Below are 23,964 nucleotides of genomic sequence, written 5' to 3'. Positions count from 1 at the left end.
AAGATTCCCGGGCGACGTGAATTCGGTTCACGCCGTGCGGCGCGTGCGGCCGGCACACGCGCGCGACACGCGACGCGAAGGCGGTCGGCCGGCCTTCGCGTGCGTGATGCATCAAGGGCTCCGGTGCGTGAAAACGAGCGTTGCGCCGGCGCTGGTCACGATCTGCAATTGCTGCGGCTCGCGCATCTGCACGCCGGTCTTGTCGACGTGCGCAAGCGCGTCGAGGTACGCGCGCTCGAGCTGGCCGCCGAGCGAATTCGGGCAGGCCATCCGCGTGCCGGCGAGCGGCCCGAAGCTCAGCAGGCCGTTCTTGATCGCGTAGGTGCCCGTGTAGCGGTTGCAGCCCGAGAACCCGCTGGCGCGCCGGATGCCCGACTCGGTCGACAGCGCGAGCTTGATCGGCTCGCCGTTGTCGCCGTGCGGGATCGCGCGCGGCGTGCCGTCGGCATTCGTCCAGCTGGTGAGTTCCCAGCTCGTGTCGTCGAGCAGCTGGACGGCGGCCGGGTTGTACGGGTCGGGCGCGGGGGCGGCGGAATCGGGATGGGTCGGCATCGCGCAGGCGGCGAGAAGCGTGGCAAGCGTCAACGCGCAGAGCGGCGCGCGCAACGGGCGAAGCAGGCCGGTGCGTGCGCGTGCGGCGGCGGACAGGTGGGACATGAGCCTCGTTCCTCATCGGATTCTGATCAAGGCGTAAGAGTAACGCACCCGCCCCGCGGCAGGCGAGCCGACACTTCACGCATGAAAACGTTCGCAGCGTGCCTGCGCGTCGTGCGCGGTCGAGCGCCGGCGCGTCGAAACGCCTCAAACCGGCGTCATCGCGCGTGTTAACATCGGAGCCGTTTTCGTCCTCCACCAGAAGCGGGAAATCACATGCAGATCGGTCAGCGGCTCGGTACGCCGCTTTCACCCTCGGCCACGCGCGTCATGCTGCTCGGCGCCGGCGAGCTCGGCAAGGAAGTCATCATCGCGTTGCAGCGTCTCGGTGTCGAAGTCATCGCGGTCGACCGCTATCCGGACGCGCCGGGCCATCAGGTCGCGCATCGCGCGCACGTGATCGACATGACGGACGCCGCCGCGCTGCGTGCGATCGTCGAGGCCGAGCGTCCGCACCTGATCGTGCCGGAGATCGAGGCGATCGCCACCGACGCGCTCGCGGCGATCGAGACGGCCGGTCTTGCCGAGGTGATCCCGACCGCGCGCGCGACACAGCTCACGATGAATCGCGAAGGGATCCGCCGGCTCGCGGCCGAGGAGCTCGGCCTGCCGACGTCGCCGTATGCGTTCGCGGATTCGTTCGAGGCCTTCAGCGCGGCGGTCGCGAAGATCGGCATGCCGTGCGTCGTGAAGCCCGTGATGTCGTCGTCGGGCAAGGGGCAGTCGGTCGTGAAGACCGACGCCGACGTGAAGGCCGCGTGGGACTACGCGATGGCGGGCGGGCGCGTGAACCACGGCCGCGTGATCGTCGAGGGCTTCATCGATTTCGACTACGAGATCACGCAGCTGACCGTGCGCGCGATCGACCCGGCGACGCTCGCCACGCGCACCTACTTCTGCGAGCCGGTCGGCCACGTGCAGGTCGCGGGCGACTACGTCGAATCGTGGCAGCCGCAGCCGATGAGCGCGGTGGCGCTCGAGAAGTCGCGCGAGATCGCGCACAAGGTCACCGAGGCGCTCGGCGGGCGCGGGCTGTTCGGCGTCGAGCTGTTCGTGCGCGGCGACGACGTGTGGTTCTCGGAAGTGAGCCCGCGGCCGCACGATACGGGCCTCGTCACGCTCGCGTCGCAGCGCCAGTCGGAATTCGAGCTGCATGCGCGCGCGATTCTCGGGCTGCCGGTCGATCCGGCGCTCGGGACCCCGGCCGCGTCGGCCGTGATCTACGGCGGGCTCGACGAGCGCGGGATCGCGTTCGAAGGCGTACGCGACGCGCTCGCGGTGCCGGGCGCGGACCTGCGCCTGTTCGGCAAGCCGGAAAGTTTTGCGAAGCGGCGCATGGGCGTCGCGCTGGCGACCGGCGCGACCGTCGACGAAGCCCGCGAACGCGCGAAGCGCGCCGCCGCGGCCGTCCGGCCCGTGTCGGCCCGCTGACGGAACGAGGAGAGGGCGATGGCGTCGAGGTGGTTGCGTATCGGCAAGCTGGGCGCCGCGCTGGCGCTCGTCGCGAGTCTCGCGGGTTGCGGCCTCGCGGCCGCGCCGTGCCGGGTGGCTTCGGCCGGGCTCAAGATCGTGCCGCTCGTCGGCCACGTCGCGGCGGCGCCGACCGACGCGTGCGCCGACGTCATCGATCCCTGATCCCCGCCAGCCGGGGCGCTCGCCCGTCAACAGTAATCGCGCGCTCCGGGAGGGCGCGCTTCCACCCGTCTCGTGAGAGGACCTGCATGATTCGCCACACCCTTGCCGCGCTCGCGCTTGCGGGCACTGCCGTTTCCGTCGCGCACGCCGCGCAGCTGACCGTCGAGGAAATCGATGCCGATGCACGCCAGCAGGCCGTCTACCAGTGCGCGAACCAGAAGCAGCCCGTGCGCGTGTCGTACTGGCTCGCGGGCAACGGCCAGAGCTTCGCGCTCGTGCCGGTCAACGGGAAGCAGATGCTGTTCGTCGACACCGTGTCGGCGTCGGGCGCGCGCTACCAGGCCGGCCGCTATACGTGGTGGACGAAGGGCAAGGAAGCGACGCTGCGCGACGAGATCGCCGACCCGAATTCGCCGCCGCTGCTGGGCGATTGCGCGCAGGTCGAGAAGAAAAAGAAGAAGGGCTGAGCGCCGGGCGCGGTCGCGGACCGTACGCGCCGCTCGCATCGACCGGCTGCCGGGCCTGGCCGCCCGATCACCCGTTCCGCGGGCAGGCGACGGGCCTCCGGACGCGACACTCCGCGATCAGTCCCCTGATATTGCCGCCGGCCGATCGGGATAGCCCGCGCGGGCCGTCCGTCGCCCCGCGCGGGCCTGTACCGGCCGGCCGCGCGAACCGCCGGTGCGGCCGTTCGCGGCGTTGTCACGGACAGACGGCCGCACAGTGCTACAATACGGCCCTTTCCGCCGGCATTCGCGCCGAACGGAGTCCGCACGGCCTGGCGTCCAGCGTTCGCATTGAACCGGTCCCAAGCGCCAGAGCGGCGCCGCGCGGCGCGCCGCGGCTCCGTCTATTTCCGAATTGTGATGAGCGCAGGCCCGGCCGGCCTGACGCACGATGTCCCCGCCGCGCCTTTTGAGCGAAACGCCACCATGTCCGATTCTGTCGCCAAGCCCGTCGACGCAACCTTCGACCAATTCGGCCTTGCCGCCGATATCCTGAAAGCCATTGCGGAGCAGGGTTATACGACGCCGACGCCGATCCAGGCGCAGGCCATTCCGGTCGTGCTCGCCGGCCGCGACGTCATGGGCGCCGCGCAAACGGGCACCGGCAAGACCGCGAGCTTCTCGCTGCCGATCATCCAGCGCCTGCTGCCGCAGGCCAACACGAGCGCGTCACCGGCGCGCCACCCCGTGCGTGCGCTGATCCTCACGCCGACCCGCGAACTCGCCGACCAGGTCGCCGCGAACGTGCACGCGTATGCGAAGCACACGCCGCTGCGCAGCGCGGTCGTGTTCGGCGGCGTCGACATGAACCCGCAGTCGGCGGAGCTGCGCCGCGGCGTCGAGATCCTGATCGCGACACCGGGCCGCCTGCTCGACCACGTGCAGCAGAAGACCGCGAACCTCGGCCAGGTGCAGATCCTCGTGCTCGACGAAGCCGACCGGATGCTCGACATGGGCTTCCTGCCCGATCTGCAGCGCATCCTGAACCTGCTGCCGAAGGAGCGCCAGACGCTGCTGTTCTCGGCCACGTTCTCGCCGGAAATCAAGAAGCTCGCGTCGACCTACCTGCGCAGCCCGCAGACGATCGAGGTCGCGCGCAGCAACTCGACGAACGCGAACGTCACGCAGATCGTCTACGACGTCGCCGAAGGCGACAAGCAGGCGGCCGTCGTGCAGTTGCTGCGCGATCGCGGCCTGAAACAGGTGATCGTGTTCTGCAACAGCAAGATCGGCGCGAGCCGCCTGGCGCGCAATCTCGAGCGCGACGGTGTCGTCGCGTCGGCGATTCACGGCGACAAGACGCAGATCGAGCGGATGCAGGCACTCGACGCGTTCAAGCGCGGCGAGATCGAGGCACTGGTCGCGACCGACGTGGCCGCGCGCGGCCTCGACATCGCCGAGCTGCCGGCCGTGATCAACTTCGACCTGCCGTTCAGCGCGGAAGACTACGTGCACCGGATCGGCCGTACCGGCCGCGCGGGCGCGACGGGCGATGCGCTGTCGCTGTGCAGCCCGAACGAACGCAAGCAGCTTGCCGATATCGAGAAGCTGATCAAGCGTCCGCTCGACGTGCAGACGCTCACGCTCGACAAGCCGGCGCGCCATCGTCACGACGACCGCGGCGGCGAGCGCGGTGGTGACCGTGGCGGCGATCGCAACAGCGAACGCGGTGGCGAACGAGGCGGCCGTCGCGATCGCGACGAGCATCGCGGCGCATCGGGGCGCCGGTCGGGCGGTTCCGAGCGCGGCGGTCATCACCGTCGCCACGAAGCGCCGGTCGATGATTTCTTCCTGAAGCCGTATGAGCCGTCGGCACCGGCGAAGCAGGCGGACGACGCACAACCCGCGCAACAGCCCGAGAAGAAAGGGCCGAAGCGCCAGGTTGCGGCGTTGCTCGGCGGGTTCGGGATGCCGCGCAAGCCGTCGGCGTAAGGTCGGCGGAAGGCAGGGGCGGCGCGCGAGCGCTGCCGGACGAGCGGGTGCATGCGACAAGCATGTGCCCGTTTTTCATTGGGGGGGCGGCTGGGGGATCGTGGCGCGGCAGGCGACGCATCCGTCATGGGGCGCCGGCCGCGATTGCCGCGAAGCCGGCTCGCTGCACGCGCGTCAGCCGGCCCGCGGGCCGAAGCGCCGCGCCCACGCTGCCGTCGCGGCCGCGTAGAACGCCTCCAGCGTCGCGCCGGGCAGCGCACCGTCGGGCGCGAGGCCCAGGTGCGCTGCCGCGGCCTGCAGCGCGGGCAGCGGGGCGGCGCGTTCGAGCGCGGTCGCGCCCGTCTGCTTGCTGAGTTTCTCGCCGTTTGCATCGACGACGACGGGCACGTGCAGATACCGTGGCGTCGGCACCCCGAGGCAGTGTTGCAGATGGATCTGGCGCGCGGTCGAATCGAGCAGGTCGGCGCCGCGCACGACATGCGTGATACACGCGGCGGCGTCGTCGACGACGACCGCGAGCTGATAGGCCCATTGGCCGTCCGCGCGCTTCAGCACGAAATCGCCGACTTCGGTCGCGAGGTTCTGCGATTGCGTGTGCTGCCAGCGGTCGTCGAACGCGACGATCGCGTCGCCGCCGTCCGGCACGCGCAGCCGCCACGCGCGCGCGGGCTTGCCGTGCAGGCCGGTGCGGCACGTGCCCGGGTACGCGAGCGTCGTGTGGCGTTCGTGCGCGGCACGCAGCGAATCGGCGATTTCCTTGCGCGTGCAGCCGCACGGATAGACGAGCCCTGCCGCGACGAGCTGTTCGAGCGCGGCCGTGTAGGCCGCGTCGCGCGTGCTTTGCCACACGGGCGGTTCGTCGGGCGTCATGCCGAAATGCGCGAGCGTCGCGAGGATGTCGTCGGCCGCGCCGGGTACCGTGCGCGGACCGTCGAGATCCTCGATGCGCACGAGCCACGCGCCGCCGTGCGCGCGTGCGTCGAGCCAGCTCGCGAGCGCGCCGACCAGCGAGCCGAAGTGCAGCGGGCCGGTGGGCGACGGCGCGAAGCGGCCGCGATAGTCGTTCATCGGAACGCCGGTTGCGCGCTTACGCGGCGCTGGCTGCCTGCGCGCAGGCCGGGCACGACTTGCCGGGCACGTAGCTCGGCGATTGTTGCGCTTCCGGCGTGACGACCGCGCGGCATGCGAAGCAGGTGACGTTCTCGGTCGGCTGGAGTTGCGGGTTCAGCGCGGTGCGGTAGTCAAACACGAAGCAGTCGCCGTGATAGTGCGCGCCGCCGACTTCCTCGAAGTACTTCAGGATTCCGCCTTCGAGCTGGTACACGTTCTCGATGCCGATTTCCTTCATGTGGATCGCGGCCTTCTCGCAGCGGATGCCGCCGGTGCAGAACGACACGACCGTCTTGCCTTCGAGGTCGGCGCGGTTCGCGTCGATCACTTCGGGGAATTCGCTGAACTTGTCGATCCGGTAATCGAGCGCGTTGTCGAACGTGCCGACGTCGACCTCGAACGCGTTGCGCGTGTCGAGCATCACGACCGGGCGCCCCGTGTCGTCGTGGCCGCGGTCGAGCCACGCCTTCAGCGTGTGCGCGTCGACGAACGGCGCACGGCCGAGCTCCGGCTTGATCGCGGGTTTCTTCATCGTGATGATCTCGCGCTTCAGGCGCACGAGCATGCGGCGGAACGGCTGCGAGTCGGACAGGCTTTCCTTGAACTGCAGCGACGCGAACTTGCCTTCGAACAGCGGATCGTGGCGGAGGTACGCGATGAACGCGTCGGTGGCGTCGCGCGTGCCGGCGATGAACAGGTTGATGCCTTCCGGGGCGAGCAGGATCGTGCCGCGCAGGCCGAGTTCGTTGCAGCGGGCGGTGACGAGCGGGCGCCATTGTTCGTTCGCGTCGAGCGACACGAAGTGGTAGGCGGCGAGGTTGACGATGGTCATGATGGTCCGACGGGAAAACGGCCGCACGGCGGCCCGCAAAATAGGGTGCGAAGCCGGGGCGTTGATTCGAAAACCCGTATTATCCCGCAAACCGCGCGGGCATCGGCACCCGGCTGTCCGGCCGGTCGCGCGACGTGTCGCCGCGCGCATCGGCCGAACGGCCGGCGCGGGGATTTTTTGGGCAGCCTGCGCGGCGGGGCGGCTACAATAGCGCCCATGTCAGATCCCCGCTTCGTCCATCTTCGCGTTCACTCCGAATTCTCGATTGCCGACGGCATCGTGCGCATTGACGACATCGTCAAGGCGGCGGCCGCGGACGGTCAGGGCGCGCTCGCGCTCACCGATCTCGGCAACGCATTCGGCCTCGTCCGTTTCTACCAGGAAGCCCGCGGCAAGGGCATCAAGCCGATCGCCGGCTGCGACGTCTGGATCGCCAATCCCGACGATCGCGACAAGCCGTCGCGGCTGCTGCTGCTCGTCAAGGACAAGGTCGGCTACCTGAATCTCTGCGAGCTGCTGTCGAAGGCATGGCTCACGAACCAGTACCGCGGCCGCGCGGAACTCGACGCGAGCTGGCTCGATGGCCCGCTTTCGCAGGGGCTGCTCGCGCTGTCGGGCGCGCAGCAGGGCGACATCGGGCTCGCGCTGGCCGCCGGCAACGAGGACGCCGCGCGCCGTCACGCCGAGCGCTGGGCGAAGGTATTCCCGGGCGGCTTCTACATCGAGCTGCAGCGTTACGGCCAGCCGGGCGCGGAGGCGTACATCCAGCAGGCCGCGACGCTCGCCGCGGCGCTGAAGCTGCCGGTCGTCGCGACGCACCCGACGCAGTTCATGACCGACGACGATTTCACCGCGCACGAAGCGCGCGTGTGTATCTCGGAAGGCGACATCCTCGCGAATCCGCGGCGCCAGAAGCGGTTCACGACCGACCAGTACTTCCGCACGCAGGACGACATGGTCGCGCTGTTCGCCGACCTGCCGTCGGCGGTCGCGAACACGGTCGAGATCGCGAAGCGCTGCAACCTGAAGCTCGAGCTCGGCAAGCCGAAGCTGCCGCTGTTCCCGACGCCCGACGGCATGTCGCTCGACGACTACCTCGTCCAGCTGTCGAAGGAAGGGCTCGAGACCCGTCTCGCGCAGCTGTATCCGGTCGAAGCCGAGCGCGACGCGCAGCGCGACACCTACTACAAGCGCCTCGAATTCGAGTGCGGGACCATCACGAAGATGGGCTTTCCCGGCTACTTCCTGATCGTCGCGGACTTCATCAACTGGGCAAAGAACAACGGCGTGCCGGTCGGCCCGGGCCGCGGCTCGGGCGCCGGTTCGCTGGTCGCGTACGCGCTCGGCATTACCGATCTCGATCCGCTGCGCTACAACCTGCTGTTCGAGCGCTTCCTGAATCCGGAACGCGTGTCGATGCCCGACTTCGACATCGACTTCTGCCAGCACGGCCGCGATCGCGTGATCCAGTACGTGAAGGAAAAATACGGCGCGGACGCCGTGTCGCAGATCGCCACCTTCGGCACGATGGCCGCGAAGGCGGCCGTGCGCGACATCGGCCGCGTGCTCGACCTCGGCTACATGTTCACCGACGGCGTCGCGAAGCTGATCCCGTTCAAGCCGGGCAAGCACGTGACCATCGCCGACGCGATGAAGGAAGAGCCGCAGCTTCAGGAGCGCTACGACCACGAGGACGAAGTCCACCAGCTGCTCGATCTCGCGCAGCGCGTCGAGGGCCTCACGCGTAACGTCGGGATGCACGCGGGCGGCGTGCTGATCGCGCCCGGCAAGCTGACCGATTTCTGCCCGCTGTACACGCAGGGCGACGAAGGCGGTGTCGTCAGCCAGTACGACAAGGACGACGTCGAAGCCGTCGGCCTCGTGAAGTTCGACTTTCTGGGTCTCACGACGCTGACGATCCTCGACTGGGCCGAGCGCTACATTCGCCGCCTCGATCCGTCGAAGGCCGACTGGTCGCTCGCGCAGGTGCCGCTCGACGATCCGGCTTCGTTCCAGATCCTGAAGAAGGCCAACACGGTCGCGGTGTTCCAGCTGGAAAGCCGCGGGATGCAGGGCATGCTGAAGGATGCGCAGCCCGACCGCTTCGAGGACATCATCGCGCTCGTGTCGTTGTACCGTCCGGGCCCGATGGACCTGATCCCGAGTTTCTGCGCACGGAAGCACGGCCGCGAGAAGGTCGAGTATCCGGATCCGCGCGTCGAACCCGTCCTGAAAGAGACCTACGGCATCATGGTCTATCAGGAGCAGGTGATGCAGATGGCGCAGATCATCGGCGGCTACTCGCTCGGCGGCGCCGACTTGCTGCGTCGCGCGATGGGCAAGAAGAAGCCCGAGGAGATGGTCAAGCACCGCGAGATCTTCGCCGAGGGTGCGGCGAAGAACGGCCTCTCGCGCGAGAAGTCCGACGAGATCTTCGACCTGATGGAGAAGTTCGCGGGCTACGGCTTCAACAAGTCGCACGCGGCTGCCTACGCACTGCTCGCGTATTACACCGCGTGGCTGAAGGCGCACCATCCGGCCGAATTCATGGCGGCCAACATGACGCTCGCGATGGACGACACCGACAAGGTGAAGATCCTGTTCGACGACTGCGTCGTGAACAACCTCGCCGTGCTGCCGCCCGACATCAACCAGTCGCATTACCGGTTCGAGCCGGTCGCCGAAGCCGACGGCAAGCGTTCGCGCACGATTCGCTATGGCCTCGGCGCGGTGAAGGGCAGCGGCCAGAACGCGATCGAGGAAATCCTGCGCGCTCGCGAGGAGAAGGCGTTCACCGACCTGTTCGACTTCTGCGAACGGATCGACCGTCGCGTCGTCAACCGCCGCACGGTCGAGGCGCTGATCCGCGCCGGCGCGTTCGATTCGCTGAATGCGAACCGCGCGCAGCTGATCGCGTCGGTGCCGCTCGCGATGGAAGCGGCCGACCAGGCCGAGGCGAACGCGATGCAGGCCGGCCTGTTCGACATGGGCGCCGAGTCGCCGCACGCGCATGCGCTCGTCGACGAGCCCGCCTGGGACGACAAGCGCCGCCTGCAGGAGGAAAAGGGGGCGCTCGGCTTCTACCTGTCCGGCCACCTGTTCGACGCATATCGTGACGAAGTGCGCCGCTTCGTGCGGCAGAAGGTCGGCGACCTGAAGGAAGGGCGCGACAAGCTCGTCGCGGGCATCATCGCGTCGCTGCGCACGCAGATGACCCAGCGCGGCAAGATGCTGATCGCGCTGCTCGACGACGGGTCGGGCCAGTGCGAGATCACGATCTTCAACGAACAGTTCGAGGCCAACAAGGCGCTGTTCAAGGAAGACGAACTGCTGATCGTGCAGGGGCAGGCGCGCAATGACGCGTTCACCGGCGGCATCCGCTTCACGGCCGATACCGTGATGGATCTCGAACGCGCACGCAGCCGTTATGCGCAGGCCGTGCGGCTGACGATGAACGGCAACGCCGACGCGGTCGCGCTGCGCCGCGTGCTCGAGCCGCACGTGTCGAAGGACGATCCGGCGGCCGCGACCGCGGTCGAAGCGCCGGCGCCGCGCGGCGGCGGGCGCGATGGCGGCCGTCGCCCGCAGGCGCCGCTGCCGAACGGGCTCGCGGTCCAGATCCAGTACAGCAATGCCCGGGCGCAAGGCGAAATGCGTCTGGGCGACGCGTGGCGCGTGAAGCCGAGCGACGTGCTGCTCGCGGAACTGCGCGCGGCGTTCGACGGCAGCGTCGTCGAAATCACGTACTGATCGCGTCCTGTTTAGACGGCTGTCGCGACAGACGGCCCGGCGCATCGCCATCGCGCGGTGCGGCGGGCCGTTTTCTTTCATCCGAGGGTAATCGGGCCTTGGGCCGGTCATCCGGACGCTATACAATCGCGCGCTGGCCGCATGTATGCGGCGCCTGCCGCGGGTTCGCGCGGCGAACGGCACCGCCGTCGTGTGTCGTGTGCATGCACGGGGGCGGTCTGCGGGACGCGCGACAGGATCACCCTGGATCGGGATGCCGTGGAACGGCCCGTCGCGACGATAAAAAACTGACTGTCACCACATGACCATGGCCAATGGGAACCCGACGCGGCGGATCCTCGTGATCCGGATTGATTTTCTCGGCGACATGCTGTGTACAACGGCGTTTCTCGGCGCGCTGAAGGCGCGTTGGCCCGGTGCGGAGCTCCATGTGGTCGCGAACCGCTACAACGCGGCCGCGCTGGCCGGCAACCCGGACGTGCACGCGGTCCACACCTACGTGTACAGCCGCCAGTGCGAGCGCAACGACCGTCCCGGGCGGATGCGCGCATTCTTCGACCGGCTGCGGCTCGTGCGCCGCCTGCGTCGCCTGCGGTTCGACCTCGTGGTCGTCCCGAACGGCGGCATGCATCGCAGCAGCATGCAGTTCGCGCGCCAGCTTCGCGCGAAGGATTGCCGCTGGCACGATGCCGACAGCGAATTCGACGATCGCAAGCCCGAGCACGTTGCGCAGCGGCAGATGTGTCACGAGGCGCTGTCGGGTTTCCGGCTGGTGCCCGAACTGGGCCGTGCCGATCTCGACCGCCTCGAACTGTCGGTTCATCCCGACCGTACGCTGCAGGACACGTGGTACCGCCTGCTCGGCGCGCGCACGAAGCCGCGCGTCGGATTGTTCGTGTCGAACAAGGCGGTCGAGCGCCGCTGGCCCGCGGACCGCTGGCGCGACCTCGGCCTGCGGCTTGCACCGTGCGCCGACGTGATCGTGTTCCGCGACCCGGCGATCGGCACGTGCGGCGAGGACGATGCGTGGCGCGACGTGAATGCGCGGCACGTGGCGCCGTCGTCGGTTGCCGAACTGATGGCTGCCGCGAGCCTGCTCGACGTGATCGTGTCGGCCGACAGCGCGCCCGTGCATCTCGCGTCGGCGCTCGGCGTGCCGGTCGCCGCGCTGTTCGAGGACCGCCCCGAGAAATACCTGCGCTGGCACCCGCTCGGCGTGCCGCATGTGATCCTGCGCGCCGGCGCGACCGTCGACGCGATCGGCGTCGACGCGGTCGAGCGGGCGGTGCGCCATCTGCTGCCGCGGGCCGGCCATCGCGACGAGCCGGTGGCCGCTGCGGGACACGAGCAGCCGGCTGCCGCCGCGCCCGCGATCGCGACGATCGCGTCGTAGCGGGCGCACCCAACCGGCGCTGACGGTGGGCGCGGCCCGCCGGCGGGGCCGCATCAGGGCCGTTTCGGGACGGCATGCACGGCCGGTGCGCCACGCTGCGCCGGCTGCGGCAAAATCCTGTACATTGCCAGCCTTGTTCAGCCAGCTAGACAGATCGATCGCCGTGGCCCTGTTTTCTTCTGCCCGCCCGCCCAGAACCATCCTCGTTGCCGCGCCGCGCCGGATCGGCGACGTCCTGCTGACGACGCCGCTCGTCCGTTCGCTGAAGGCCCGCTGGCCGGATGCGCAGATCGACATGCTGGTATTTCGCGGCACCGAGGGGGTGCTCGAGCACAATCCCGACGTACGCCGCGTGATCGTCGTCGCGCAGCGAGCGGGATTCCGCGAGCGGCTGCGTGACGCGTTGTCGATGTGGCGCCGCTACGATCTCGCGTGCGCGGCGCTGAGTTCCGACCGGCCGCGTTTCTACAGCTGGTTCGCCGGCCGCAAGCGGGTCGGCCTCGTCGATCCGGATCGTGTCACATGGCTCACGCGAATGATGCTGAACGGGATCGCGATCAATCATCACGCATCCGCGCATACGGTCGTCAGCACGCTCGCACTCGCGCCGGTGATCGGCATCGAGCCGGTGTCCGAGGTCGTTGCGCCCGGCATCGGCGACGATCCCGCGCGGCGCGCGCGCTTCGACGCGCGGCTCGCGGAGTCGCCGGCGATTCGCGCCGGCCAGCCGCTGGTCGTCCTGCATCCGTATCCGATGTTCCGCTACAAGCAATGGCGGCTCGACGGCTGGGTCGAGATGATCGGCTGGATGCGCGAGCACGGCTTCGCGGTCGCGCTGTCGGGCGGGCCGGCGGACAGCGAACGCGAGTATGCGGAGCAGGTCGCGGCCGAAGCGGGCGGCGACGTGCTGAACCTGGTCGGCCGGCTGACGTTCGGCGAGAGCGCGGAGCTCGTGCGGCGCGCGCGGCTCTTCATCGGGCCCGACACTGGCGCGACCCACGTGGCGGCCGCGACGGGCACCGACACGATCGCGCTGTTCGGCCCGTCCGATCCGGTGCGCTGGGGGCCGTGGCCGCAGCACTGGCCCGCGACCGAGAATCCCTGGCCGTTGCGCGGCTCGGGACGGCACGGGAATGTATGGCTGCTGCAGGGGGAGGGCGATTGCGTGCCGTGCCGGCACGAAGGCTGCGAGCGCAAGGTCGACAGCCGCAGCGACTGCCTCGCCAATCTCGGCGCGCAGCGCGTGAAGGCCGCGGCGGCCGAGATGCTCGGGCTGAATCCGCCGGGTGTGGCCCACGCGATCGTCGACACGTCGCGACTGCCTCGCGCCGGGTCCGACTGACGTGCGCGCGAGGCGCGCGCTTTTCCGCTTTCGAAGGGGCGCCGTGCCGAGGCGGCGCAGCCCGCTCGCGTCGGCGTGATGTGCGGGCGCTGCCGCCGGAGCGGGCCGGCAGCGGAACCCGTTTCGTCATGCGTTACGCGCTGCGCCGGATCGCCGACGTTTCGCGCGGCAACGCCTCGCTGCGTTCGCCGCAACCGAGCAGGATGCCGGCCAGCAGCACGATCAGGTGCCCTTCGGCGAAATCGAGCAGCAGCGAGTTCGCGAGACTGCCGATCGCGAAGATCGCGAGCCACCCGAGCAGCAGGTGCCGCGAGCGCGGATCGAGCGCGCGGCTGCCGCGCGCGATCTGCACGATCAGGTTGACGAACAGCAGCAGGCCGACCGAGCCGAGCTGGACGGCCATCAGCAGGTATTCGTTGTGCGGGTTCGACGTGAGCTGGCCTTCGGCCGCCGTCTTGCCGGCCGAGAGCTTCTGGAACTCGACCTCGAGGCCGCCCGCACCGTAGCCGATCACGGGGCGCTGGCTGAACAGCTCGAGCCCTCTCTTGTACCATTCGAGGCGCAGGCCGGATGACGTGACGGCATCGCTCTGCCGATATTGCTGCACTTCCGTCACGACCTCCGCGAGCCGGCCGTTGTGAACCGTACACGCTGCGACGACGAGTGCAATGCCGGACAGGACGAGCACGCCGGCGGCCAGCCCGGCGCGCAGCGCCGACTGCCGACGCAGCAACAGCACGAAACGCACCGCGACAACGAGAATCAGCAGTAGCGCGATGACCTGCCCCGTGCGTCCCTGCAGCATCACGAACACGTTGACGAGCGTCCATGCGGCGACAACCGCATAGGCAATGCGCGACAGCGCCGTGCGAGCCGCCAGCGCGAGATCCGCAGCCTGGTAGAACAGCAGTGCGCCGAACATGCCGGCGGCGATGTGGTTCTTGAACACCCACGCGCGCGATACCGGCAGCGCGGACGCATATGCGGGCCCGATCGCGGTCAACCCGAGATAGTTGGTCGTCGACAGCAACAGGATGACGCACAGCGTGCCGAACCAGCAGCGCTGCACGATCGGCGCCCAGTTCGAATGACGGAACGCGAGCACGGCAAATGGCAGCAACAGCAGCTTGTCGTACTTCGCGACCCAGTTCCATGCCTTGTTGTGCGGCGCGATCGTGTACGTGACGCTGACGGCCAGCGCCGCGAGGATCAGCAGTGCCGCGAGCGAAGCCGGATCGGTGAAGAACGAGCGCAGGTTGCGCCAGAATTCGGGAGAGATCACGAGCGCGGCGGCGAACAGCCCGCAGAACACATTGGTCAGCGCGGTCGAGACGGGCACCATGCAGAGCGCGGCAACGGCGAATGCGCGTGCGGCGGTCAGGCGCCGCGAGGCGGGAGCGGAAAACGAAAGCATCGGAACCTGTCGAATGGACGAATGCGGCTGGCGGACATCCTGCTGCACGTCGCCGCGCGTCCCGACGGGAGATTCGGGACGAACCGCAAAGTATACGCGAAGCGGGACGGGTTTCCGTGTCGTTTTCGGGGCCCGATCAGCTGAAGGCGCGCTTGATCCGCGAGCGCAGCAGCGCGCGCTTCAGGCGGCCTTCCACGGCCGGCGTGTCGAGCGTGATGTTCGGGCCGGCGGGCTCGCCGCGATGCAGATAGTAGCGGTCGAACGTCGCCTGGGTCATGCCCCATTTATTGAGAAACTGGCGGCGGCCGTCGTTCTTGACGATCTTGCCCGTGCTCTTCTGCTGGAAGTGATAGACGAGGCTGTCGCCGACGCCGAGGAAGATCCGGCAGCCGGCGTCCCAGAATTTCATCGAGAAGTCGTTGTCGCTGCTCATGCCGGGCGACAGTTCGCTGCTGTAGCCGCCGATGCGGTTCCACCAGTCGCGGTGCACGAGCGTCGGCGGCCAGGTCGACCCGAGCCAGTCCGCGCGGGCGAGCTTCGGCGTCGCGGCGACGAGGCCCGCCGCGTCGAATTGCTCGGCGTCACGGCCGAAATTGCTGACGACGACGCACGGGTTGCGCGTGTCGACCGGCTCGACCATCGTGCCCGACAGCATGAAGAGATCGGTCGGCATCTGCTCGATACGGCGCACGAGGGCCGTGTCCCAGCCGGGGCAGCAGAACATGTCGTCGTTCATGTAGACGACGTAATCGCGCGTCGCCCGGGCGGCGGCCAGGTTCACCGCATGGCAGATGCCGATATTGGCCGGTGACGCGGTGTGTTCGATGCCTTCGCCGCGCACCCAGTCGAGCGTGCCGTCCGAGCCGTCGTTCACGTGCACGATGATCTGGTGATCGTACGCGGAGTGGCGGCGCAGGCTGTCGACGACGAGCTTGAGGTACGGCAGGTTGTTCCAGGTCGGAATGATGATGGAGAACATGGCGGTCGGATTCGGTGGTCGTCGTGGCGGGCGGCGGCGCCTTCGGGCGGGCACGCGCGGCGCGGGCAGCCCGGCATTGTAACGCCGGGCCGCCCGCACGCCGGCGGTGTGCGGGGCGGGCGCTCAGCGCGCGGCTTCGTGGCCGAGCTTCAGGAAGCGGTAATACACGGTTTCCGCGTTGAATACGGCGATCATGAAGCCGGCGCGACCGTCGAGGAACCCGCGCCGCAGCACGTAGGTGCGCACGAACGCCCACGCGCCGCGCGCGAGCGCCTTGCCGAAGCCGCCGCGCTGGCCGGCCGCGCGGCGCTGGCGCGCGCCGGCCGTCGAATACGCGTCGAGCTTGCGCACGACGGTCTCGAAGTCCTCGTACGAATAGTGCATCAGCTTGCCGGCCAGGCGCTGCGCGGCGCCGTCGAACACGAGGCGCTCGTGCACGAGGTCGTCCGAGAACCGCGCGGTGCCGCGCCGGAACAGGCGCGGCACCCAGTCCGGATACCAGCCGCTGTGATGGATCCACTGGCCGCAGAAGCTCGACAGCCGGTCGACCGCATAGACCTGGGCGGCCGGCGCGCGGATCGCGTCGCGAATCGACCGGGCGAGTTCCGGCGTGACGACTTCGTCGGTATCGAGCGACAGGATCCAGTCGGTGCCGAGCGCGTCGAGCGCGCGGTTCTTCTGCGGGCCGAAGCCCGGCCAGTCGCGCTCGACGATCACGCGCGCGCCGTGCGCCTGCGCGATCGCGACGGTATCGTCGGTGCTGCCGCCGTCGATGACGACGACGACGTCGGCGAACGACAGCGCGCCGAGGCACTGCGCGAGCCGTGCGGACGCGTTGAGGGCGATGAGGGCGACGCCGAGGGAGGGTTCAGCCATGAAATCGTCGGAAAGGCGGTGAAATCGGTGAGCGGCAGTATACCCGCGGCCCGGCCGCCGGCCGCATCGTCCCTGCCCATGCCGGCGGGGGCGGTGCGGCTATAATGTTGGGCCCTTTTAGGCACCCGCCCGACAGGGGCGAACGCCCGGGCGGCCACGCGCCGGGCGCCGCATCGCGGCTCAAGAAGGATTGCCTTGGAAACCCAGAACACACTTCGCAAACCGATGGACGGCACCGGCACCTCGCCGGTCACGGTCCTCAAGCGCCTGTGGCCGTACATCCGGCCGCTGATCGGCATCGTGGTGCTCGCCGTGATGACGATGGGCGTCGTCGCGGCCACCGAGGCCGGTATCCCGGCGCTGCTCAAGCCGCTGCTCGACCACGGTTTCGGCGCGCACGGCAGCGACAACGCGAAATGGTACGTGCCGATCGCGGTGATCGGCCTCGCGCTCGTACGCGGCGTGTCGCAGTACACGTCGAATTACCTGCTCAACTACGTATCGAACCGCATCCTGCTGCAACTGCGGCTCGAGATGTTCCAGCGGATGCTCCACACCGGCGCGTCGTTCTTCCAGCGCGAAACCGCCAGCACGGTGATCAACGCGATCGTGTTCGAGGTCAACCAGATCCTGTCGGTGCTGACCGGCGTGATGGTCACGCTCGTGCGCGATTCGCTGACCGTGATCTTCCTGCTCGGCTATCTGTTCTACCTGAACTGGCGGCTCACGCTGATCGTCGCGGTGATCCTGCCCGGCATCGGCTGGCTCGTCAGCAAGATCAACCGCCGCCTGCGCCGCCTGAACCGCGAGCACCAGACGCTCACCAACGAGTTGTCGTACATCGTCGAGGAGACGGTCGGCGGCTACAAGGTCGTCAAGGTGCACAACGGCGAAGCGTACGAGATGGACCGCTTCACGACGATGAGCAAGCGCCTGCGCGGCTACGCGATGCGCATGACGATCTCGGGCGGCCTCGCGCAGCCGCTCACGCAGTTCCTCGCGTCGATCGCGCTCGCGGTCGTGATCACGATCGCGGTCGTGCAGTCGTCGAACGACCAGACGACGGTCGGCGGTTTCGTCGCGTTCGTCACGTCGATGCTGCTGGTGATCTCGCCGCTCAAGCACCTGATCGACGTCAACCAGCCGCTGCAGCGCGGGATGACGGCCGCCGAGCTGATCTTCGGGCTGATCGACGAGCCGGCCGAACCGCAGGGCGGCGGCCGGCCGCTGACGCACGCGCGCGGCGAGATCGAATTCCGCAACGTGTCGTTCGACTACGGCGCGGCCGAGCGGCCGACGCTCGACCGCATCTCGTTCAAGGTCGCGCCGGGCGAGATGATCGCGCTGGCCGGCCCGTCCGGCAGCGGCAAGACGACGCTCGTGAACCTGCTGCCGCGCTTCTTCGACCCGACCGACGGTGCGATCCTGGTCGACGGCGTGCCGGTTTCCGACTACGACCTCCATGCGCTGCGCGGCCAGATGGCGATGGTCAGCCAGGACGTCGTGCTGTTCAACGACACGATCGCCGCGAACGTCGCGTACGGGCAGACGCCCGATCGCGCGCGCGTGCAGGCCGCACTCGAGGCCGCCAACCTTGCCGATGCGGTCGCCGCGATGCCCGAGGGCCTCGACACGCTCGTCGGCGGCAACGGGATGCGGCTGTCCGGCGGCCAGCGCCAGCGGCTCGCGATCGCGCGCGCGATCTACAAGGACGCGCCGATCCTGATCCTCGACGAAGCGACGTCGGCGCTCGACTCGGAATCGGAGCGCCACGTGCAGGCCGCGCTCGAACGGCTGATGGAAGGCCGCACGACGCTCGTGATCGCGCACCGGCTGTCGACGATCGAGCGTGCGGACCGCATCCTCGTGCTCGAGGCCGGCAAGATCGTCGAGGAGGGCAGCCATGACGAACTGCTGCGCCACGGCGGCCTCTACGCGCACCTGCACCGGATCCAGTACCAGCAGCAGGCCGCGTAACGCGCGGTCATGCGGCCGCGCGGTGCCGTGTGCTAGTCTTCATCGGGCAGTTCGAGTGGTTTCGTTCGACGTGACGACACGGAGGGAGAGCGCGATGAGGAAGATGCACGGGATGATGCTGGCCGCGATGATCGCGGCGGGTTGCGCCGCGCCGGCCGCGATGGCGCAGGACCACGGCAACCACGACGACCGGGGCGGCCACGGCATGCAGCATGGCCACGGCCCGAAACACATGCCGCCCGGCCAGATGCGCCATGAGGACGACGTGCCGCCGCGCTGGGCCGACCAGCCGCGCCGCGAGTGGCACAAGGGGGACCGGCTTCCCCCCGAATTCCGCGATCGCCAGTACGTGATCGACGACTGGCGCGGCTATCGCCTGAGCCCGCCGCCGCGCGGCTATCAATGGGTTGGCGTCGGCGGGGATCACCTGCTGGTGCAGATCGGTTCCGGCATCGTGCTGCGGATCGGCGACTGACCTTGCCGAGCGCCCGGCACGTATCGCGATGCCGCGATGCGCGCCGGGCAGCCGCGTCACTTCGCTTGCGCGCGGCGGAACCAGCGCCGCTCGATTCTCGACATCACCCAGCACACGCCCAGCGCACAGACGGTGCCGAGCGTCACTTCGCCGAGCCGCACCAGCGGGATGTCCCACAGCGGGCCGTTGCCCGGGAACAGCATCACGATCGTCGCGGTCACGCCGCCGAGCCGTGCCGCGCTGCCGACGTTCAGGCACCAGCAGCAGACGATCACGACCGCGACCGTGATCGCATACGTGACGAGGCGATCGCCGCCGACCGCCGCACCGGCGAAGCCCAGCATGCCGCCGACCATTGCGCCGATGAACTGGTCGCGCGACAGCGACATCGTGTCCGAGTAGTTGTGCTGCGTGACGGCGATCGCGGTGATCGCCGCCCATACGGCCTGCTCGGTATGCATCGCGCGGCCGATCGCATACGCGAGGCACGCGCCGCAGACGGCCTGGAGCGCCATCAGCCCGCCTTGCGCGAGCCGTTCGCTGAATGACAGCCCCTTGAACAGATCGAAGATCGACTGCTGGATTTGCTGGCGGGCTTCGTTGAGTGTCCTGATCGTATCCATCGTGAGTCGGCCAAGAAGCGGGTAACGGCGGCGCGCCGCGTTCAGTGCGCCTGTTCGGGCGAGGCGGCAGCCGGCTCGTCGGCCGCCGCCTCGCCGTTTGCGACACGCGTTTCGGGCATCACGAGCCAGACCAGCAGCACCGCGAGCGCGCCGGCGCCCGCGAGCCCGAAGAAGCTGACCGCGTTGCCGAAGTGATCGGCGACGTAGCCGGCCGCGGCCGTGCTGAGGGTCGCGCCGATTCCGGCCGCGAGCCCGAACAGCCCGATGCACAGGTTGTAGCGGCCCTTGCCGCCCGCGACGTCGGCCGCGATCAGCGGCAGCATCACGCCGAACACGGCGGCGCTGATGCCGTCGAGCATCTGCACCGGCACGAGCAGGTACGGGCTGCTCACGCCGGCGAACAGCAGCGCGCGCACGGGCAGCGCGGAGAAGCCGAGCAGCAGGATCGGCCGGCGCCCCCAGCGTTGCGCGGAGCGGCCGACCCACGGCGACAGCATCGCGACGATCGCCTGCGGCACGATGATGCACGCGGCGATCACGAGCTGCACATTCTCGCCCATCCCGGCCGTGACTTCGCCGGCCGCGAGGTTCAGCATCGCCGCGTTCGACAGGTGGAACAGCACGACGCACGCCGCGAAGATCAGCATCCGGCGGTCGCGCAGCAGTTCGAGCAGCGTTTCGCGTTCGCCGGCTTCGTCGTGGTGATCGTCGGGCTTCGACGATTGCGGGATCACTTCGTGGGTCGGCTGGATCATCGCGAGCGCGAACAGCGCGGGCAGCGCCAGCACGGCGGTCAGCCAGAACACCGCGCGCGCGGAGAAGTATTCGCCGGTGAGCCCCATCAGGCCTGCCGCGACCGCACTGCCGATCGATGCCCAGCGCGCGTTGCGGCCGAGCCGGTCGCCGAGGTCGGCGCGGCCGACGAGCGAGAACGAGATCGCGGCCATCGCCGGCACGAGCATGCAGCTCGCGAAACCGTGGAATACCTCGGCGGCGATCACCGGCACGATCGTCGGGCTCGACGCGAGCAGCACCGCCGACAGGATGATGGCCGCGATCGCCCAGGCGGCCGCGCCTTTCTTGTTCTTCAGCGCATCGACGGCCGCGCCGCCCGGCACCTGGCTGACCATCGCGCTGATCGTGCCGATCGACAGCACCATGCCGATTTCGCCCTGCGTCCACTTGTGCGATGCGAGGTAGGACGCGATGAACGGGCCGAAGCCGGTTTGAACGTTTGCAACGAAGAAGTTGAGCCAGTCGAGGGACCGCAGACTGCGTACGCTGACGGAATGCTTGATCGTCATCGGGCAGCACTCGCAGAGGAAGCCGGGGCCGGCGCGACGGGCGGGTAGACCGCGACGACCGGCTTGTCGGCGGCGTAGGGCGGCGACGCCTTGATCTGCGCGTCGTTCAGGTCGAGCTGCGGGTGCAGCGCCTTGTCGCGCGTGACGAAGCGCAGCGCGCCCCAGCTCGCGGCGATCGAGCGGCGGTCGGTATTGACGAGGCCGCCGAGGTCGAGCACGACCGCCTGCGGCTGCGCGGCGCGGTCGATCAGCACGTCGACGATGCGGCCGATCTTCGTGCCGTTCGGGCGCTCGACGTCGCTGTCGAGCATCGGCAGCCGCGTCGCGGGCGACGCCGCGGCCGAACCCGACAGCGGCACGGCCTTCGGCCGCGCGGCCGGCGGCAGGTCGCCCGACGGCACGTCGAGCACGATCGGCTCCTGTTTGCCGCCCGGCGTGAAGCGGAACACGTTCCACGGGAAGACGACCTTGCGGTCGCCGACGCCCATGAAGCCCTGCAGGTTGACGATCATCTCGCGCGGCTTGCCGCTTCCGTCCACCACCATGTCGACCGCGCGACCGACCACCTTGCCGTTGCGGCGCGCGACTTCGCTGTCGAGCAGCGCGTGGATCTGGGTGCGGTCGAGCGGGCGCGTCGCGACGATCGGCGGGGGCGGCGGCGGTGGCGGTGTCGGCGATTCGGGCCGCTGCACGGGCTTCGGCCGCGTCACTTCGCGGTGCGGCTTCTTCGGTGCTTCCGGTGCCTCGGGTTGCGTCGGCGCCGGCACGGGCGGCATCGTCAGCGGCTCGCCGGCGGTTTCCTCGATGGGCTCGACGAGCGCCTCGCTGATCGGCGCGGGCGGGTTCTGGACCGGCAGCAGCCCGCAGCCGGACAGCAGCGCGACGGCGGCGAGAATCAGGAAGACCGTCGAGGACGGCAACGACTTGCGGGATGCGGGAAACGGAAGTCCGCCGCTCATTGACACTCACTCCATGGGTCGGGGGCGGCCCGAGGGCACGCGGCTGGCGATGGATGGCGGGTGCGGGCGGCGCACCACGCGAGGTGAGAGTTTAACGTGTCTTGCTTTCAGGACCGATTTCGACGGCTTGTCGCAGGCTGACCGTCGGGAAAAGGAAGGGATCGGTGGCGGGCGAGGTGAAGCGAAGCGCGGCGCCGCGGCGCCCGGTCATCGGCGACGATGCGGGCGCCGCGCATGGCCCGATGCGCGGCGCAGGAAACCGGAAGGTCAGGCGTCCGGATACCACGCGTCGGTGAAATCGCTGACCTTGACGTCCGTCAGTTCCGGACGGGCGGCCAGCCAGCCGCGCACGAGCTCGCGATCGGCGTCGGTCGTCGTGCCGCGCGGCGCGCCGGAGATCACGTAGGCGCCGATGCCTTCGTCCGCGGATGCGACGGTCATCAGCCCGTTCGCCTCGACGAAGTCGATGAACGCGTCGATCAGTTCGCCGCGCGCGAGATCGGTCATGTCGTTGCGGTAGTGCGCGGTGGCGTTGAACGCGAGTTCCTGGAACTCGCCGATATGGAGTTTCTTGCGCTGGCGGCGGTTGTGGCCTTGGCTCATGGTGGGTGATGAATGCGAAAAGGGGTGAATGAAAGGGCGGCGGCGGGCGCCGGCGCGACAGGCGCGAGCGGCCCGGGCACCGCATCCGGACGCCGCGCGGCGATGCCGGCGGCGCAGGGGCGGAGCGCTACATCAGCACGATATCGTACTGCTCCTGACTCAAATTCGACTCGACCTGCAGCGATACCGGCTTGCCGATGAAGTCGATCAGCATCGCGAGATGCTGCGACTCTTCGTCGAGGAACAGGTCGATCACCTGCTGCGCGGCGATCACGCGGAATTCACGCGGATTGAACTGCCGCGACTCGCGCAGGATCTCGCGCAGGATGTCGTAGCACACGGTGCGCGACGTCTTGACCTGGCCCTTGCCCTGGCAGGTCGGGCACGGCTCGCACAGCACGTGCGCGAGCGATTCGCGCGTGCGCTTGCGCGTCATCTCGACGAGCCCGAGCTGCGAGAAGCCGTTGACCGTCACGCGCGTGCGGTCGCGCGACAGCGCCTTCTTCAACTCCGACAGCACCGCGTCGCGATGCTCGGCGTTCTCCATGTCGATGAAGTCGATGATGATGATCCCGCCGAGATTGCGCAGCCGCAGCTGGCGCGCGATCGTATGCGCGGCCTCGAGATTGGTCTTGAAGATCGTGTCGTCGAAGTTGCGCGCGCCGACGTAGCCGCCCGTGTTCACGTCGATCGTCGTCATCGCCTCGGTCTGGTCGATCATCAGGTAGCCGCCCGACTTCAGGTCGACGCGGCGCGACAGCGCACGCTGGATCTCCGTCTCGATGTTGTACAGGTCGAACAGCGGCCGCTCGCCGGTGTAGTGGTGCAGCTTCGGGCTCACGGCCGGCGTGAACTCCCCCGCGAATTCCGCGAGGCGCTGGTACGTCTCGCGCGAATCGACCTGGATGCGCGTCGTGTCGTCGTTCGCGAAATCGCGCAGCACGCGCTGCGCGAGATCGAGATCCTGGTACAGCAGGCTCGTCGCCGGCAAGCGCTGCGCCTGCGCGACGATCGTCGCCCACGTCTTGCGCAGGTACGTGACGTCGCCGGCCAGTTCGTCGGAGGTCGCATCCTCGGCGATCGTGCGCACGATGTAGCCGCCTTTCTCGTCCGGCGGGATCACGGCCGTCAGGCGCGCACGCACGGCCTCGCGCTCGGCTTCGCTCTCGATCTTCTGCGAGATGCCGATATGCGGCTCCTGCGGCAGGTAGACGAGCGTGCGGCCCGCGATACTGACCTGCGTCGACAGCCGCGCGCCCTTCGTGCCGATCGGATCCTTGATCACCTGGACCATCAGCGTCTGGCCTTCGAACACGATCTTCTCGATCGGCTGGTGCGGCGTGCCCGACTGCGGTTCGCCGGCGAGGCGCGGATGCCAGATATCGGCGACGTGCAGGAATGCCGCGCGCTCGAGGCCGATATCGATGAACGCCGACTGCATGCCCGGCAGCACGCGCACGACCTTGCCGAGATAGATGTTGCCGACCCGCCCGCGCGACAGCGTGCGCTCGACGTGAAGCTCCTGCACCGCGCCTTGCTGCACGAGTGCGACCCGCGTTTCCTGCGGCGTGAGGTTGATCAGGATTTCTTCGTTCATGGT

Annotated in this window: 20 protein-coding genes; 9 read left to right on the top strand and 11 right to left on the bottom strand. The window is 68.9% G+C overall.

The genetic code is table 11. The features are described from left to right. Window positions 1-111: 111 nt before the first annotated feature. Complete coding sequence (locus AC1VVG_RS12275) at window positions 112-657, bottom strand: META domain-containing protein (protein ID WP_034190745.1); 546 nt, start codon at window positions 655-657, stop codon at window positions 112-114. 213 nt (window positions 658-870) lie between these two features. Here AC1VVG_RS12275 and purT point away from each other — a divergent pair, with 213 nt between their 5' ends. From purT to AC1VVG_RS12255, 4 genes are all read left to right on the top strand, one after another. After that, window positions 871-2,085, top strand: a complete 1,215-nt coding sequence (purT, locus tag AC1VVG_RS12270) for a formate-dependent phosphoribosylglycinamide formyltransferase (RefSeq protein WP_069705573.1) — start codon at window positions 871-873, stop codon at window positions 2,083-2,085. Window positions 2,086-2,103: 18 nt separating this feature from the next. Then, a complete protein-coding gene (locus AC1VVG_RS12265; protein ID WP_006497052.1) occupies window positions 2,104-2,289 on the top strand; it encodes a DUF6726 family protein in 186 nt (61 codons plus the stop codon). Between the two features lie 86 nt (window positions 2,290-2,375). Continuing rightward, window positions 2,376-2,756 (top strand): MliC family protein, encoded by a 381-nt coding sequence (locus AC1VVG_RS12260; RefSeq protein ID WP_034190747.1) that lies wholly within the window; start codon window positions 2,376-2,378, stop codon window positions 2,754-2,756. Window positions 2,757-3,221: 465 nt separating this feature from the next. Next, a complete protein-coding gene (locus tag AC1VVG_RS12255) occupies window positions 3,222-4,727 on the top strand; it encodes a DEAD/DEAH box helicase (RefSeq protein WP_462477492.1) in 1,506 nt (501 codons plus the stop codon). Between the two features lie 174 nt (window positions 4,728-4,901). On the opposite strand, the gene gluQRS is transcribed toward AC1VVG_RS12255, so the two are convergent. Both gluQRS and AC1VVG_RS12245 read right to left on the bottom strand, forming a co-directional pair. After that, window positions 4,902-5,795 (bottom strand): tRNA glutamyl-Q(34) synthetase GluQRS, encoded by an 894-nt coding sequence (gluQRS, locus tag AC1VVG_RS12250; protein ID WP_482835681.1) that lies wholly within the window; start codon window positions 5,793-5,795, stop codon window positions 4,902-4,904. A gap of 19 nt (window positions 5,796-5,814) precedes the next feature. Further along, entirely contained in the window at window positions 5,815-6,669 is an 855-nt protein-coding gene (locus tag AC1VVG_RS12245; RefSeq protein ID WP_034190750.1) for a sulfurtransferase, read from the bottom strand. 216 nt (window positions 6,670-6,885) lie between these two features. Here AC1VVG_RS12245 and dnaE point away from each other — a divergent pair, with 216 nt between their 5' ends. From dnaE to AC1VVG_RS12230, 3 genes are all read left to right on the top strand, one after another. Further along, entirely contained in the window at window positions 6,886-10,419 is a 3,534-nt protein-coding gene (dnaE, locus tag AC1VVG_RS12240; RefSeq protein WP_034190751.1) for a DNA polymerase III subunit alpha, read from the top strand. A gap of 307 nt (window positions 10,420-10,726) precedes the next feature. Continuing rightward, the gene (locus tag AC1VVG_RS12235) at window positions 10,727-11,812 is read left to right on the top strand and encodes a glycosyltransferase family 9 protein (protein ID WP_049032629.1); all 1,086 of its coding nucleotides are present in this window, start codon (window positions 10,727-10,729) and stop codon (window positions 11,810-11,812) included. Between the two features lie 163 nt (window positions 11,813-11,975). Continuing rightward, on the top strand, window positions 11,976-13,154 hold the full coding sequence (locus AC1VVG_RS12230; protein ID WP_482835680.1) for a glycosyltransferase family 9 protein: 1,179 nt from the start codon (window positions 11,976-11,978) through the stop codon (window positions 13,152-13,154). A 133-nt stretch (window positions 13,155-13,287) separates the two neighbouring features. On the opposite strand, the gene AC1VVG_RS12225 is transcribed toward AC1VVG_RS12230, so the two are convergent. From AC1VVG_RS12225 to AC1VVG_RS12215, 3 genes are all read right to left on the bottom strand, one after another. Further along, window positions 13,288-14,568: an O-antigen ligase family protein gene (locus tag AC1VVG_RS12225; protein WP_034190754.1), complete on the bottom strand. Its 1,281-nt coding sequence runs from the start codon at window positions 14,566-14,568 to the stop codon at window positions 13,288-13,290. 136 nt (window positions 14,569-14,704) lie between these two features. Continuing rightward, complete coding sequence (locus AC1VVG_RS12220; protein ID WP_034190755.1) at window positions 14,705-15,547, bottom strand: glycosyltransferase family 2 protein; 843 nt, start codon at window positions 15,545-15,547, stop codon at window positions 14,705-14,707. 123 nt (window positions 15,548-15,670) lie between these two features. Continuing rightward, on the bottom strand, window positions 15,671-16,423 hold the full coding sequence (locus tag AC1VVG_RS12215) for a glycosyltransferase family 2 protein (protein WP_482835677.1): 753 nt from the start codon (window positions 16,421-16,423) through the stop codon (window positions 15,671-15,673). A 225-nt stretch (window positions 16,424-16,648) separates the two neighbouring features. Here AC1VVG_RS12215 and msbA point away from each other — a divergent pair, with 225 nt between their 5' ends. After that, window positions 16,649-18,400, top strand: coding sequence for a lipid A export permease/ATP-binding protein MsbA (gene msbA, locus AC1VVG_RS12210; protein WP_059558135.1), 1,752 nt, complete (start codon window positions 16,649-16,651; stop codon window positions 18,398-18,400). A gap of 94 nt (window positions 18,401-18,494) precedes the next feature. After that, complete coding sequence (locus tag AC1VVG_RS12205) at window positions 18,495-18,875, top strand: RcnB family protein (RefSeq protein WP_034190758.1); 381 nt, start codon at window positions 18,495-18,497, stop codon at window positions 18,873-18,875. A 56-nt stretch (window positions 18,876-18,931) separates the two neighbouring features. Here AC1VVG_RS12205 and AC1VVG_RS12200 read toward each other — a convergent pair whose 3' ends face one another. From AC1VVG_RS12200 to rng, 5 genes are all read right to left on the bottom strand, one after another. Next, entirely contained in the window at window positions 18,932-19,498 is a 567-nt protein-coding gene (locus AC1VVG_RS12200; protein ID WP_034190759.1) for an FUSC family protein, read from the bottom strand. Window positions 19,499-19,539: 41 nt separating this feature from the next. Continuing rightward, window positions 19,540-20,802 carry an MFS transporter gene (locus AC1VVG_RS12195; protein WP_034190760.1) on the bottom strand — a complete coding sequence of 421 codons (1,263 nt, stop codon included), beginning with the start codon at window positions 20,800-20,802 and terminating at the stop codon, window positions 19,540-19,542. Continuing rightward, the gene (locus AC1VVG_RS12190; RefSeq protein WP_034190761.1) at window positions 20,799-21,761 is read right to left on the bottom strand and encodes a PRC-barrel domain-containing protein; all 963 of its coding nucleotides are present in this window, start codon (window positions 21,759-21,761) and stop codon (window positions 20,799-20,801) included. Before AC1VVG_RS12190 ends, AC1VVG_RS12195 begins: the two co-directional genes overlap by 4 nt. Window positions 21,762-22,028: 267 nt before the next feature. Next, entirely contained in the window at window positions 22,029-22,364 is a 336-nt protein-coding gene (locus tag AC1VVG_RS12185) for a YggL 50S ribosome-binding family protein (protein WP_034190762.1), read from the bottom strand. A gap of 127 nt (window positions 22,365-22,491) precedes the next feature. Continuing rightward, the gene (rng, locus tag AC1VVG_RS12180) at window positions 22,492-23,961 is read right to left on the bottom strand and encodes a ribonuclease G (protein ID WP_034190763.1); all 1,470 of its coding nucleotides are present in this window, start codon (window positions 23,959-23,961) and stop codon (window positions 22,492-22,494) included. Window positions 23,962-23,964 lie beyond the last annotated feature (3 nt).

This window comes from Burkholderia sp. L-4 (assembly GCF_056856535.1).
This window is presented reverse-complemented; position numbering and strand designations above follow the sequence as displayed.